This is a genomic window from Alkalimonas mucilaginosa (assembly GCF_036327005.1).
GTDB classification, from domain to species: Bacteria; Pseudomonadota; Gammaproteobacteria; order Enterobacterales; family Alteromonadaceae; genus Alkalimonas; species Alkalimonas mucilaginosa.
Window position 1 is genome coordinate 79,672 of sequence record NZ_JAUGZK010000004.1, and the last position, 15,181, is coordinate 94,852.

The 15,181-nt window shown below is 51.5% G+C and carries 9 protein-coding genes; 7 read left to right on the top strand and 2 right to left on the bottom strand.

Annotation, left to right across the window (positions count from 1 at the left end; translation table 11 throughout):
- The first annotated feature begins 22 nt into the window (after positions 1 to 22).
- From QWF21_RS06700 to QWF21_RS06725, 6 genes are all read left to right on the top strand, one after another.
- On the top strand, positions 23 to 2,263 hold the full coding sequence (locus QWF21_RS06700; protein ID WP_330087274.1) for a TonB-dependent receptor: 2,241 nt from the start codon (positions 23 to 25) through the stop codon (positions 2,261 to 2,263).
- A gap of 88 nt (positions 2,264 to 2,351) precedes the next feature.
- A complete protein-coding gene (locus tag QWF21_RS06705; RefSeq protein ID WP_330087275.1) occupies positions 2,352 to 3,002 on the top strand; it encodes a response regulator transcription factor in 651 nt (216 codons plus the stop codon).
- A gap of 332 nt (positions 3,003 to 3,334) precedes the next feature.
- On the top strand, positions 3,335 to 4,927 hold the full coding sequence (locus tag QWF21_RS06710) for an isocitrate lyase (protein WP_330087276.1): 1,593 nt from the start codon (positions 3,335 to 3,337) through the stop codon (positions 4,925 to 4,927).
- 293 nt (positions 4,928 to 5,220) lie between these two features.
- Entirely contained in the window at positions 5,221 to 5,409 is a 189-nt protein-coding gene (locus tag QWF21_RS06715) for a hypothetical protein (protein ID WP_330087277.1), read from the top strand.
- An 86-nt stretch (positions 5,410 to 5,495) separates the two neighbouring features.
- Positions 5,496 to 8,177 carry a class III lanthionine synthetase LanKC gene (gene lanKC, locus QWF21_RS06720; protein WP_330087278.1) on the top strand — a complete coding sequence of 894 codons (2,682 nt, stop codon included), beginning with the start codon at positions 5,496 to 5,498 and terminating at the stop codon, positions 8,175 to 8,177.
- Between the two features lie 92 nt (positions 8,178 to 8,269).
- Positions 8,270 to 8,911: an energy-coupling factor ABC transporter permease gene (locus QWF21_RS06725; RefSeq protein ID WP_330087279.1), complete on the top strand. Its 642-nt coding sequence runs from the start codon at positions 8,270 to 8,272 to the stop codon at positions 8,909 to 8,911.
- Here the strand turns inward: QWF21_RS06725 and QWF21_RS06730 are convergent.
- Both QWF21_RS06730 and QWF21_RS06735 read right to left on the bottom strand, forming a co-directional pair.
- A complete protein-coding gene (locus QWF21_RS06730) occupies positions 8,908 to 12,390 on the bottom strand; it encodes a PAS domain-containing hybrid sensor histidine kinase/response regulator (protein WP_330087280.1) in 3,483 nt (1,160 codons plus the stop codon). The genes QWF21_RS06725 and QWF21_RS06730 overlap by 4 nt on opposite strands.
- A 51-nt stretch (positions 12,391 to 12,441) precedes the next feature.
- A complete protein-coding gene (locus tag QWF21_RS06735) occupies positions 12,442 to 13,191 on the bottom strand; it encodes a 3-hydroxybutyrate dehydrogenase (RefSeq protein ID WP_330087281.1) in 750 nt (249 codons plus the stop codon).
- Positions 13,192 to 13,547: 356 nt separating this feature from the next.
- Between QWF21_RS06735 and QWF21_RS06740 the strand changes: the two genes are divergently transcribed.
- Positions 13,548 to 15,143 carry an AbgT family transporter gene (locus QWF21_RS06740; protein ID WP_330087282.1) on the top strand — a complete coding sequence of 532 codons (1,596 nt, stop codon included), beginning with the start codon at positions 13,548 to 13,550 and terminating at the stop codon, positions 15,141 to 15,143.
- The last annotated feature ends 38 nt before the right edge of the window (positions 15,144 to 15,181 follow it).

Consider the following 15,181-nt stretch of genomic DNA (forward strand, 5'->3'; position numbering starts at 1 on the left):
ACGACTCAGCAGGAGAGACAGGATGGCAACGAACAATAAAACAAAAAAGAACGCCGCTATAGCCCGGGGATTTACATTGAATGCTCTGGCACTGGCTGTGAGCACCGGCCTGATTGCCGCATGCGCCCTTGCCGCGGACGATGAAAACTCGACAGAGTCTGAACTTCGGCTAGAGCGTATTGAAGTAACAGCTCGTCGTACGGTGGAGAATTTGCAAAGGGTACCAGTGGCCGTTACCTCCCTGGGTGAAACAGAGTTACAGCAGCGTGGCGTGGACAATATCACGGCTGTGCAACAATATTCCCCGAATACCACCTTACAAATCTCACGGGGTACCAACAGCACTCTGACCGCTTATATCCGAGGTATCGGGCAGCAGGATCCACTCTGGGGCTTTGAGCCCGGTGTCGGTATTTACATCGATGATGTGTACCTTGCCAGGCCGCAAGGTGCGGCACTGGATGTGTATGATGTCGAGCGGGTCGAGGTATTGCGGGGGCCGCAAGGCACGCTGTATGGCCGTAATACCATAGGTGGTGCGGTTAAGTATGTGACACGCGAGCTGACCGGTGATAACGAATTCAGTATTCGGGGTACTGTTGGTAGCTATAATCAGCGTGATCTGCGGGTGTCGGGACAAACCGCTTTGTCCGATAGCTTTTTTGTCAGCGGTGCCCTCGCTACGTTTAACCGGGATGGCTTTGGTACCTTTATTAATACCGGCGACGACAATTACAACAAGGATGTGCTGTCTGGACGTATCAGCGCATTATGGCATCTTTCCGATACCTTCAGAGTGCATCTGAATGCAGATAAAACTGTGGATGACTCCAATGCCAAAGGCGGTTACCGCTTAACTCAAAGCTTGCTCTCACCGGAGACGCCATTAACAGACAGTGTTTATGACTCCTACACCAGTATGCCGGTGGACAACAAAGTAGAAACCAGCGGTCAGTCCATCACCTTAAGCTGGGATCTGAGTGCTGACTGGACCGTAAAGTCCATTACTGCAAAGCGTAAAGGCAAAACCGATACCAACATCGACTTTGATTCAACGCCACTGCCTTCTTTGGATATTCCCGCTTTTTATGAAGACAAGCAAACATCGCAGGAACTGCAGTTTTTGTTCAGCGGCGACCGGTTGCAATTCACCTCTGGTATTTATTATTACACCGGTGAAGCTTGTGGCGCTTTTGGCACTGTGATTGTCGCTGGTGCGGGAGTGACTATTGAAAACGGTGGTTGTGTGGATACCGACAGCATTGCCGTCTATGCACAAGGCAGCTATCAATTGGATGAACAATGGTCACTGACTTTAGGAGGGCGTTACACCAAGGATGACAAAGAAGCCGATGTCTATCGTTTTATGTATCTTGGCAACAAGTCTCCGCGCGAATCGGGTGGGACTATTTTGCAAGTCCAGTCTGACTTTAGTGACAAAGCCAGTTTTAGTCACTTTTCGCCCCGAGTGGGAGTGGAGTACCAGCATAGCCGCGATTTGATGTATTACGCCAGCTACACCAATGGTTTTAAATCCGGTGGCTTTGATATGCGGGCAGTGCAGAGTGCCAACCCGAATGCAGCAGATCCTTACCAGCCCGAAACGGTGGATACCTTCGAGTTTGGTATAAAAAGTGAGTGGCTCAATCAGCGGCTGCGTTTGAATGCCGCTGCTTTTTATTCCAGCTACGATGACATGCAGGTCACGGTGCAACGTGCCGTGCCGGATAATGTGGTGTCGCAAGTGCTCAATGCAGCCAGTGCCGATATCAAAGGCGGTGAAATTGAAGCTTTATTTGCTGCTAGCCGACAGCTGGACTTGAGCTTTATTCTGGGCTATCTGAATGCGAATTTTAAGCAGGTGGATTTCTTCGATCCGGAAAGTCAGGCGGTGATTGATGTGTCTAACCTTTGGTCCTTCGCCAATACCCCCAAAACCACTGCGACCATTGCCGGGCGTTATACAGTGCCAACTGAGCTTGGTGATTTTGTGTTAACCGCCAGTGCTGCCTATCGCAGTGCAACGCAGATTTTTGAGCTGCCCTCCATGCTGGACTATGGCGGCTACACCTTGTTGAATGCCGGGGTAAACTGGTACTCCAACGATGGTCATTGGGATGTGGCGCTGCAGGGCAAAAACCTTGGCAATAAACAGGCTCGTATTGCCGGTTACAACTTCCCGCTGTTAGCGGGTGAGCAAACCATTACCGGCTATTACATTGACCCCCGCACCATCAGCCTGACGGTAGGCTACCGCTTCTAAGGCGGTTACTGTGGCCGGAACTGTACTGTCAGGTCCAGTTCCGGCTATGATAGCGGTACCTTCTTCTGAGCCTGAGCCAAGAGCTGCCATGATTGCCATCATAGCCGATGACCACCCGTTGTTCCGCGTTGCCTTGTCGCAGGCCGCCCAAACCATTCTGGGCGACCAGGCATTGTTGCTGCAGGCCGATACCATGGAGCGGGTCTGGGCCTTATTGCGGCAGCATCCGGATACCAGCTTGATCTTCCTTGATTTAAAAATGCCCGGTGCCGATGGCTTCGCTGGTTTAACCGCCTTGCGGACCGAGTACCCGGATGTGACGGTGTTAATGGTGTCGGCGGTGGAGGATCCTGCCGTGATTAAGCAAGCACTGCAACTTGGTGCAGCGGCCTATGTGCCGAAGTCAGCTCCGCTTGAGTTGATGTCGGCAGCCATTGACGCCGTGCAACAGGGCGATAGCTGGCTACCGGCCGGGCTTAGTCAGGAGGTTGCTGATGCCAGTAGTTTGATTGACGATGATTTTGCCAGCCGGTTGGAGCAATTAACGCCACAGCAGTTTCGGGTGCTAAAGATGATCGCCGATGGCTTGCTGAACAAGCAAATCGCCTATGAAATGAATGTGCAGGAAACTACCATCAAACAGCATGTGTCGGCTATTTTGCGCAAGCTCAATGTCAACAACCGCACTCAGGCCGGTATTTTATTTGAAAAGCTCAAGCTGCCAGAGAGCTACTCCTGATATTCTTCTAATCAATACCAGTGATGCTATGCATTCATAGTTATTATGGCTATCACTGCATTTCACGGTTAAATCATCGTTTTAACGACTGCTCAGCTTCATCTGATGCGGATGAGCTGAGTAGTCAGACAAGCGATCATGGTGCTTAAGACAGCTATTTATAAATAATATCAATGCTTTAAGTGAATCCTTTGGCCTGGGGTCAAGAGAGCTGGTTAGGATGTTGTGTCATATCTTCAATGAATGTCAGGGATGGTATTTATTGATTTTATTTATGAGAAGAACAGGGCTAGATTTAAATCACAACAGCCAAAAGCCCTGAGGAAGATCCCATGACTTACCAAAGCACCCTGGACCAATTCGCCACCCTGATCGGCAGCAAAGACAGCAGCTGGCAGGAAATCAGCCCTGAATACGCCGCCCGTATGGCGCTGCAAAACCGTTTTCAGACCGGGCTGGATATTGCCCGTTATACCGCCGGCATTATGCGCCGTGATATGGCCGACTACGATGCCGACAGCAGCAAGTACACCCAGTCACTGGGCTGCTGGCATGGTTTTATCGGCCAGCAAAAGCTGATTGCCATTAAAAAACACTTTGGCAGCACCGACAAAAAGTACCTGTATTTATCCGGCTGGATGATTGCAGCACTGCGCTCTGAGTTCGGCCCATTGCCGGATCAGTCGATGCATGAAAAGACCTCGGTACCAGCCTTGATCGCAGAGTTATACACCTTTTTACGCCAGGCCGATGCCCGTGAGCTGGGAGGTTTGTTCCGCCAGCTGGATGCGGCCAAAGATGCGGGTGATGCGGCCAAAGCTGCAGAGCTGCAGCAGCAAATTGACAACCACCAAACCCATATTGTGCCGATTATTGCCGATATCGATGCCGGTTTTGGCAACGAAGAAGCCACTTATTTGCTGGCGAAGAAAATGATTGAAGCCGGTGCCTGCTGCATTCAGATTGAAAACCAGGTGTCGGACGAAAAACAATGCGGTCACCAGGATGGCAAGGTCACGGTTCCGCATGCCGACTTCCTGGCCAAAATCCGCGCCGTGCGCTACGCCTTCTTAGAGCTGGGCGTACCGGATGGCGTTATTGTAGCCCGCACAGATTCGCTGGGTGCTGGCCTGACCAAACAAATTGCTGTGACCAAAGAGCCGGGCGATCTGGGTGACTTGTACAACAGCTTCCTGGATGGCGACTACGTGCAAAGCGCCGACGACATTGCCAATGGCGATGTGGTAGTGAAAGCCAATGGCAAGCTGTTAAAACCAAAACGCCTGGCCAGTGGTTTGTTCCAGTTCCGTCCTGGCAGTGGTGAAGATCGGGTGGTACTGGATTGCATTACCTCCTTGCAGCACGGTGCTGATTTGCTGTGGATTGAAACTGAGAAGCCCCATGTCGGCCAGATTGCAGCCATGGTCAACCGCATCCGTGAAGTGGTGCCTAATGCCAAGCTGGTATACAACAACAGCCCATCCTTTAACTGGACGCTGAATTTCCGTCAGCAGGTGTTCGATGCCTGGCAGCAGGAAGGCAAAGATGTATCGGCCTTTGATCGCGCCAAACTGATGAGCGCCGAGTACGACAGCAGTGAGCTGGCGATTGAGGCAGACCGTCGCATCCAGACCTTCCAGGCCGATGGTGCGCGCGAGGCTGGCATTTTCCACCACCTGATCACCTTGCCAACCTACCACACGGCAGCGCTTTCGACCGACAACCTGGCGAAAGAGTACTTTGGCGAAGCCGGCATGCTGGGTTATGTAGCCGGGGTGCAGCGCAAAGAAATCCGTCAGGGTATCGCCTGCGTCAAGCACCAGAACATGGCCGGCTCGGACATGGGCGACGATCACAAAGAGTACTTCTCCGGTGATGCGGCGTTAAAAGCTTCTGGAAAAGACAACACCATGAACCAGTTCTAGTTTTGGCCTTGGTTGGGGCTTTGATTGGGCAGCTTTCGGGCTGCCCTTTTTTATTGCTGCGATAGTACCCCGTAAAGCAGCGCTATAGACTGCGTTTGCTGCTGATAGAATCGTTATTATTTTATGATTAAATTATGATATCTGTTTTTCCTGGTTGAATTAATCGTTTTTTAAGTGAAACTCTTTGGTGTGGTTGAGCTGAGGCTGGAAACTTCTCAGCTGCATGCGATGTGAGCTCACTCCATATGTTTTCAACGATCTAGTGTATGTCAATTCGACTATAAGGAAGCATCATGAAACAGAACAGCAAAATGAAAGTTCTTGGCCTGCAAGAATTGAAACAAGTTCAAGGTGGTCGCACTGCGGGCGATCTGGCACCTGCAGCCTGGAGCACCTGGAGCAATAATTGTGGTGGTGTCAAATCAAATGAATGGAGCATGGGCAGCAATGGTTGTCGCGATAAGGTGATTGCCCCTAACTAAGCATGATCTGTGCTGGCTGAAGTCTTGCTTTAGCCAGCGTTCTTAGCCTTCGGCTGCTCGCTATCCATTTCTGTTGAGGATACCGCATGCAAGATCTGAATGTTGATCAGGATTTCTACATTCCCTTTGAGTGGCGCAAGCCTGGTAAAATTTATCTGGATGCAGTGAAGCCCCTGTTGCCGCCAACCTGGCGTTTGCAGCAGGATTACTTTTGGATCTATGCCCGTCCCCCTTTCCCATCCGATACAGTGCAAGGTTGGAAAATCCATCTTACGGCGACACTGGACTCTGCAGTACGGATCCTTGGCAAAGTGGTTCCGGTGTTGCTAGCGGCAGAGGTGGAGTTTAAGTTTGCCAGTGACAATGGAATTCTAAAAAAGTTACTGAGCAAAAACTGCAGCCGTGCCTCGTCAGGAAAATTTATCACCGTGTATCCTCGTGATAAGCATCAATTCGAGTATTTGATCCAATCACTGGCTGAGGCTGTAGAGGGTGAGCAAGGTCCCTACATCTTTTCAGACACCCAATTTCAAGATTCATCCATTGTTTTTTACCGGTATGGCGGCTTTCAAAGCTTATCCGAAAGGCGAAGCAGGAAAGGTCGTGTTGCGCAAATACTGGATGATAATTACCACTTTGTTGACGATCAGCGAGTACCGCATTATTGGCGGCCCGACTTTATCACTGAAGTATTCCCAATGCTGCATGAGCCAATGCTGCATGAGGAGGAAGAGCATGCGTTGTTTGGTGGTGATTTTGTGATGGAAGGGGCCATCAAGTTTTCAAATGCAGGTGGCGTGTATCTGGCGGATTATCCTGCAGCGAACTGCAAAGCTTTGATTAAAGAAGCTCGGCCTTATGTTGGTCATGGTCAGCATACCGATTGCATCAGCTTGCTGCAAAAAGAGTACCGGCTACTGCATAAAGTTGCTGCATTTGATATTGCTCCTAAGCCTTTGAAATTGTTTACTGAGTGGCAGCATACCTTTTTAGCTCAGGAGTTCCTGGCCGGAGAGACTTTGCGAGTATATCAAGTTCGTCAGAACAAGTTGATCCATACTGGCAGCAGCCAGCAAGAGATGCAGGCCTGGTTAGATGAACTTATGCTCCTTGCCCAGGCATTACTGAACATGCTGAATACATTGCACCAGTCAGGTATTTTGTTTGGTGATCTATCCCTGAACAACATTATGATTGACCTTGAAACCAAGCAGTTAAAGCTGATTGATTTTGAGGCGGCCTTGGAGCCTGGGGTGGATGCCTCAATCAATATCTGCACACCCGGTTATGCCAGGTGGGAGCGGACCAGTAGCGATGAAGTCACATGGCAAGATGATTATTACGCATTAGGTTGTGTGCTGCTGGCGATGCTGGTACCAAATACTACTTTGATCAACCTGCAGCCAGAGTACCCCAGACTCTTTCTGCAGGAGTTACAGCAAGACATAGGTTTGCCCCAGGCATACATGGACTGCACTTTGCTGCTGCTATCTGGTGAGCTAACATCGTTAAGACCATGTCTGGCGCTGTTGCAGGATAGTGGGAGCTTTCAGGCGAAAACCGTAGCGGCAGTATCAGATGACACCGCTCTACGCCAGTTTGTTACACACAGTCTTGCTGAAATCCTGCGGTATCATCACACCTTATTAGATTGCACGAAAAGCAAAAGGTTATTGCCACTTGGAGCCGGTCTGGATTACCCCTTGGCTCTTGATTATGGCATTGGTGGTGTGGCCTATGGTTGGCAATTAATGCAGGGAAGCATTCCATCAGAACTAAAAAGCTGGCTTGCACAACAGGTTCGTTTTCAAAATGGCCAATCACCGGTTGGTTTGATGGATGGGTTGGCCGGGGCAGTCTGGGCTCTGGCAGAACTGGGTATGCATCAGCAAGCCTTGCAATTGCTACCACTGATTCAACACCATCGTTATTTGTTTCAATCGATGTCGCTGGGTTACGGTGTGGCAGGTGTTGGCCAGACGGCTCTGAAGCTTTGGTTGCAGACTGCCGAGTCCGACTGTCTTGAGCTGGCACAGCAAATGGCCGATGCGCTGTGTTGTACCGCACAGCACAGTGAGCACGGCTGCTACTGGGGGCAACCAGAAGAGCTGGGGCATGATATTGGTTTCCTTGAAGGCTCCAGTGGTGTGGCTTTGTTTTTACTGTGTATGTACTGTGAAACGAATCAGACGAAGTATCTGGCGATAGGAGAGTCGGCTTTACAGTTCGACATTGCGCATGGCAGGCAAACCCAGGGTTCTTATGGTTTTCCCCGGCATAGTGAAGACACGATATTGTATCCTTACTTTGCGTACGGCAGTGCTGGTGTGGCCAGTGTGGCTTTACGCTATTACTTGGTAACCAGTAAGCCATCCTATCTGGAAGTCGTTACTAAAACCAAAGCCTCGGTTGCACAAAAATACGCCATAACTTCAGGGCTGATGATTGGCCTGGCTGGGATTGGCCATTTTTTGTTGGATGCGTACTTGTTGCTAAAAGATGAACAGAGCCGGCAACTGGCCTGGCATGTTGCCGATGGCCTGAAACTCTTTGCGGTACCTAAAAATGAAGGGATGGCCTTTCCGGATGATAACAGAACCAAGATAAGTTGCGACTTCGCTGCTGGCTCAACCGGAGTGGGCTTATTTCTTCATCGCCTTGTGTCTGATGGCATAAACCCGCTTGGAATGCTGGATCAGCTACTCAAAGCTGATAATGCGGTGCGAAAGAATGCCAGCGACAGCGAAAAGCAGCTAAGCACAGCCTGATAAGCGTACTCAGAGCGGTTGACTGGATAGCGGAGTGTCACCCTGAAAAATGGTACCATAGCCTCAGTGTGTGTTGCTCGGGGGCCGTTTCAATGGTACTGAATATGTTAGGTTGGGGCTTGTTGCTGGCGCTACTTTGGCTAAGCTTTCCGCGCGAATTCTGGCCAAAACTCAAAGCAGAGCCAGAGTACCAGCATCTGGTGTTTGGCTCGGCGGCAGTGTTGCTGCTGCTTTGGTTGTTACAGGCCCGCATTTACGATGGGCTGGCGGTGCATTTTCTCGGTATTACCCTGGTCACGCTTTGTCATGGCTGGCGCATTGCGGTTTGGATCTGTTTATTGCCGCTACTGGTGATGCTGGCGCTGGGTCAGGTGCCACCGGCCGATGGTGGCCTCTATGCCCTGTGCACCTTTGTGCTGCCAGCATTGTTTAGTGCTGGCATTTTTTGGTTTAGTTACTATTCTTTACCGCGCCATTTGTTTATTTATATCTTTGTGGCGGCCTTTTTCGCCAGTGCCCTAACCATGTTGCTGCATATGGGTTTAACTTCTGCCTGGTTCTTCCTCGATGGCCGTTACCCCTGGCACATTATTCAGGATAACTACTTAGTGCTGTCGTTGTTGATCAGCTTTCCCGAAGCGTTGCTCAATGGTATGGCGGTGACCTTGATGGCGCTGTACCGGCCACACTGGCTGCGAACTTTTTTCGAGAACGAATATTTAAGAACAGATTAGCGAAGTAAGCGCTGGAATAAGCGTTTTAATGCCATCGGCTTGAGGGGTTTGAGCAGAAAATGAAAGCCGGCATTCAAGGCATGTTCACGGACCTGTTCACTGTGATCGGCCGAGTGAATAATTACCGGCAGTTGCAGCGAAAAATGGTTGCTTAGTTGTTCCGCCACCATCACCCCGGTAGCACCATTATCCAGATGGTAATCAAACAGCAGTATATCTGGTGTGATACCCTGGCGAATGGCTTGCAGCGCCTGCTCCGGCCGGCCAATAGGGTGTACCTGACAATCCCAGCTGCGTAGCAGTTCGGTCACGGCTTGCAGCAGTCGCTCATCGTTATCCAAAAGCAGTACTGACTTGCCAGCAAAGCTGGCTGTAATATCGGGTTTTGTGTTTGGTGCCAGTCGCATCTGTGAGGTGCGGCACAGCGGTAGGCGGATACTAAAGCAACTGCCGCGATCTGGGGCGGAGTGTACCATCAATGGATGCTGTAACATGCCGGTAATGCGGTGAGCAATGGCAAGCCCAAGCCCCAGGCCTTTGTGATGCTGGCTGTCTCCTTGCTGAAACTCCTCAAAGATCCGTTCTTGATCCTCTGGTGCAATGCCAATGCCGGTATCGATCACCCGAATTTCTATGGTTTCGCCGTAGCGCTTGCAGCCGAGCACGATGCGGCCATGATCGGTGTAGCGGATGGCATTGGCCAGCAGATTTTGTATCACTCGCTTAAGCAATTTGCGATCGGTAGTAACCGCCAGCTTGCTTGGTAGGTAGTGGAAGGTCAGGCCCTTTTCAGCTGCCAGCATGGCTGCATCACGGGCGCAATTGTCCAGCAGTTCACGGAGTGCAACGGGCTGATGATGGGCTTTGATCACGCCGGCATCCAGCTTGGTCAGTTCCAGAATAGAGGTGAGGAGTTCTTCGGCAGAATCCAGTGAGCTGATCAAATGCTCACTCAGCTGTTTTTGCTCTACCGAGTCGGCTTTTTCCCGCAGTAAGCCGGCAAAGAGAGCGGCAGCGTTGAAAGGCTGCATCAAATCGTGGCCGGCGGCGGCAAAAAAGCGGGTTTTCGCCTGGGTACTGGCTTCAATTTTTTGCTGCGCCTGTTGCAGTTGCTGGTTCAGGGTTTCCAGTTTGCGGGTACGATCAGCCACCCGCTGCTCCAGTGTCAGATTGCTTTGCTCCAGCGCTTGCTGCACATCAATAAAGGAACTAACATCGGTAAAGGTGGTGACAAAGCCGCCTCCGGGCAACGGGTTGCCCTGCATCTCGAACACCCTGCCATCTTTTTGTGGTCGCTGAAACTTATAACTGCTGCCCTGGCGCAGGTAACTTAGCCGCTTTTCGACCTCGCTATCGACATCGGCACTGTGAATAAGGCCGCGCTCGGCATTAAAGCGAATTAAATCGGCCACCGGCCGGCCGACCTCGACCAGGCCAGGGGGATAGGCAAACATATCCAGATAACGCTGGTTCCAGGCAATCAGCCGTAAATCGGCATCGACCACACTGATGCCCTGACTGATGTTATCAATGGTGGCCTGCAACAAGGCCTGGTTAAACTGAAACACCTGACTGGCTTCATCGACAAAACGAGCCACCGTCTCCAATGGCAACTGGCTGTGCCGGCTGGCGGCATCCATCACCAAGCGCATCGAAGCACCACCAATCACTGCCGATAAAGCCCGCTCGGACGCTTGCAATAAATTGGCTGGTGCTGGCACATACTGCTCCAGCTGAGTGCTGCGCACGGTACGCTGTAGCACCCGGTTGGCTTCGGATTCGCCGGCAAAGCGACGCAGCAGCAGATAGCAATCCTGCATGGATAAACGGGCCTGGCGATGGCTCACAGTGGCTGTTTGTTGTTTTTGCAAGAAGCGGCCGCTTTCCAACCATTCGCCCACCCGGGTTTGGGTGAGCTGGCTAACCAGCAGTACCATCAGCAAATTGCAGCTCAGGCTTAGTAAGACACCCAGGGTAATGGCATCGACCTGCCAGCCAAACAATTGATGTGGTGCCAGCCAGCCAATACCAAAAGGCCCCTGGGTGAGCCATTGGGTACTTAACCAGCCAGCCCGGCTAAGCTCTGGCAGCAACAGAATGTAGGCCCAAACCACAGCTCCGCTCAGTAAGCCTGCCAGAGCACCTTGTTGGTTCACCCGGCGTGATAGCAAACCCAGGATCAGCGCCGGCGCAAGTTGAGCAACCAGGGTAAAGGCCATCAGGCCAAGCTGGGCCAGGCCGGTGTCGGTTCCAATCCAGCGGTAATAAACAAAGCCCAGCATCAGCACCAGCAGCATGGATCCACGACGAAGGTTGGCAATTTTTAATAACCCGGGTGGGCTGTGTTCGGTTTGACGGGCCCGAAACAGCAGCGGAGTCAGTAATTCGTTGGTAATCATAATGCCCAGCACCACAGTGGCCACCACCACCATGCTGGTGGCGGCAGAAAAGCCACCCAAATAAGCCAGCAAGGCAATATCGGTGCGATTTGCGGCCAGCGGCAGTTGCAATACCACCAGATCAATATTGCCCTCATGGCCCAATAACATCACGCCGGCCATCGCCAGTGGCAGGGTAAAGATGCTCATCAGCAGTAAATAGAGCGGGAAAATCCACCGGGCGCTGCGCAAATGCCCCAGCCGCTGATTCTCCACAAAAGATACATGAAACATACGCGGCAAACACAGCGTGGCGGTAAAGCCCAACAGTACATGCACCCAGTAGGTGTGGGTTGGCAGTGCCTGACGCTGCAGCTCGAGCAGGCCAGGGTGCTCCCGGGCGGCAGAAAAAATGGATTGGACACCATCGTAAATACCAAAACAAACAAAGGCACCAATCGCCAGCAGCGCCAGCAATTTAACCAGTGACTCGAAGGCTATGGCAGTCATCAGGCCGGGGTTGGGCTGGTGTGCCTTGGCACTTTTGCTGACAAACAACAGGGCAAAAGCGGCCATCCACAAGCTGACATAAAGGCCGGTATCACGAAACCAGTCGTTGGCTTGCTCTGTGGCAACCAGCACATTAATGCTGGTCGATACCGCATGCAGCTGCAATGCGATGTACGGGATCACTGCCAGAAATAAAATCAGCGTAATGCTAACGGCCAGCAAGCGCGAATGGCCAAAACGGGTAGCGATAAAATCGGCTATGGAGGTGATGCGGTAGCGCCGGCAGGCGATAGCGATGCGTGCCATCAACTGAAAGCCAAACCAGAACAGAATAAAGGAACCGATGTAGGTGGGAGGGATCCACCAGCCATTGACCGCCGCCTGGGCCGTCACCCCATAAAAAGCCCAGGAGGTGCAATAAATGGATAACGCAAAGCTGAATACCCAGGGCGCCAGCGGGTGTTTGCCGTCAATGCGGCGGCCAAAGTAGCCGACACTAAATAACACCACCAGATAGATGACTGAAATTGCGGCTATGGTACCCAGGCCGATGTGGCCTTGCTCCGCAATCAAGTCGACAGCTTCTTTCATGCAGGCTCCGTTGGCAGCACAGTGGTCTACCTGTTTCTGGTGATATTGAGCTTACCGTGCAGTCCAGCCTCCGTCCAGTACCAGAGTCTGGGCTGTGATATGCCGGGCGGCATCCGAGCACAAAAAGGCTGCGCTGGCGGCTATTTCGGCCACATCAATAAAAGCCTTTTGTGGCATTGGTGCCAGCATAATAGTGTCAATGACCTGTTGCTCGCTAATGCCATGTTCTTTGGCCTGAGCAGCAATTTGCTGCTCTACCAAAGGGGTTTTGACATAAGCCGGGCAAATGGTGTTGATGGTGATATTATGGCTGGCGTTTTCCAGTGCCACTACCTTGCTAAAGCCAATCAACCCATGTTTAGCGGCAACATAGGCTGATTTGAATGGTGAAGCAACCAGAGCATGAATGGAACCGATATTGATAATACGGCCGAAATTTCGCTGCTGCATACCAGGTAGCATGGCTTTGCTAAGCATGGCAGGCCCCGTCAGCATTACCTCCAGCAGCAAACGCCATTTCTCGGCCGGGAAATCCTCTAACCGGGCGATATGCTGAATGCCGGCATTGTTCACCAGTACATCGGCTGGAAAATCCTTGGCGCAGCGCGCGATAGCATCAGCGTTGGTAACATCCAGCACCACACCTTCAGCATCCAGTCCTTGTTGGCGCAAGGTTGCGACGCATTGCTCGATGCGCTCTGGCAACAGATCGGCCAGTACCACCTGATGGGACTCTCGGGCAAAATGTTCGGCAACGGCATAACCAATACCACCGGTCGCTCCGGTAATGACGATACGCATAACTGCGGCTCCTTTGATGAATTGCTATGGCCTATGCTAGGCAGACAGCTGGCAAGCAGCAACGGTACTTTAGTGCTATAGCGATGTTTCAGCTTGCCAGATGGTCATAGCCATCCGGGTGGCTATAGGGGGCAAATTCAACTGATCGGCTTTTCTGGTCGGCTTTAATTATGGTACAGTCTGGCGGTTTATTACGATTAAAGTGTCGTTTCTGCTGGGTTCCTGCTTATTTTAATGCTGAATTTGCGCTGTTCTGCCTATTTTTAGCGATAAGGTGTTAAAAGTATTATTCTCACCACTATAGGCTTGATTGCAGCAGCAGTTGAACGACCAATAAATACAATGAAGAGGCTTTTATGGCTGGTTCTCAGCAATCCGATACCCCGACTGAAAAACGTGGTTGGTTTACCCGCTTTTTGGATACGGTTGAGTGGCTTGGTAATCTTTTGCCCCATCCGGTAACTTTATTCGCGCTCTTTGCCCTGGCGGTCATACTGGGGAGTGGTGTGGCTGCTTTTTTTGAGTTAAGTGCTATAGATCCAAGGCCGGAAGGGGCTGCTGGTCGTGCGCCAGATGGCGTCATTACCGTCGTTAGCTTACTTAGTGTTGATGGCCTGCAGCGCATTGTCTCCAACCTGGTGACAAACTTTACCAATTTCCCGCCGCTTGGTGTGGTACTGGTGGCGCTGCTGGGTGTCAGTGTGGCAGAGCACTCCGGTCTGATTTCAGCTGCCATGCGGGGCATGGTGATGAACGCGTCACCGCGTATGGTAACGGTCACTATTGTCTTCGCCGGTATCGTCTCCAATACGGCCTCTGAGCTGGGTTATGTGGTGCTGATCCCCATGGCAGCCGCTATTTTCTATTCGCTTGGGCGCCACCCGCTGGCTGGCCTGGCTGCAGCTTTTGCCGGCGTATCCGGCGGTTACAGTGCTAATTTACTTATCGGTACCATTGATCCCTTGTTGGCTGGTTTTACCGAAGCCGCGGCACATTTGATTGACCCGGACTACACCGTAGGCCCGGAAGCAAATTACTTCTTTATGGTGGTCAGCACCTTTGTGATCGCCATTTTAGGTGCCATTGTCACCGAAAAAATTGTCGAGCCTAAGCTGGGTAAATACGACCGTTCGGAAGCATCCATTGATCTGGAAAGTCAGGGACTGGAGTCACTGCGCCCGGAAGAGAAACGCGGCCTGATCGGTGCCGGCCTTGCATTGGCTGCTTTGCTTGGTTTGCTGGCATTAACGGTTGTACCCGAAAATGGCATACTGCGTAATCCGGATACCGGTGGAGTGCTGGGCTCGCCGTTCTTGCGCGGCATTGTGGTGTATATCTTTATTACCTTTGCTATTCCCGGCTTTATCTACGGCAGAATCGCCGGCACCATGAAAAATGATAAAGATGTGATCAATGCTATGTCGAAAAGTATCGGCTCAATGGGGCTCTATATTGTGCTGGTATTCTTTGCAGCACAGTTTGTTGCTTTCTTTGGCTGGACCAACTTAGGGACTATTTTTGCGGTGAAAGGAGCTACCTTTCTGCAAGAGATGGGGCTAACTGGCCCGCTGTTGTTCATTCTGTTTATTGCCATGTGTGGTTTCGTCAATCTGATGCTGGGCTCGGCTTCAGCACAGTGGGCTATCACGGCTCCTATTTTTGTGCCAATGTTGATGATTATTGGTTATTCGCCAGAGGTAGTGCAGGCAGCCTACCGCATCGGCGACTCGGTCACCAACCTGATCACCCCAATGATGAGCTACTTCGGTTTGATTCTGGCCGTGGCAGCACGCTACAAGAAAGACATGGGTATTGGTACCTTGATTGCTACCATGCTGCCCTACACCATGGTGTTCTTTATCGGCTGGGTCACATTGTTTTGTCTGTGGGTCTTTGTGCTGGGCTTACCGGTCGGTCCAGGCTCGCCAACTTATTACAGCTTCGAAGGTTAACAACATGGGCAGCTTAGGCTGCCCTTGTTATGACGGCT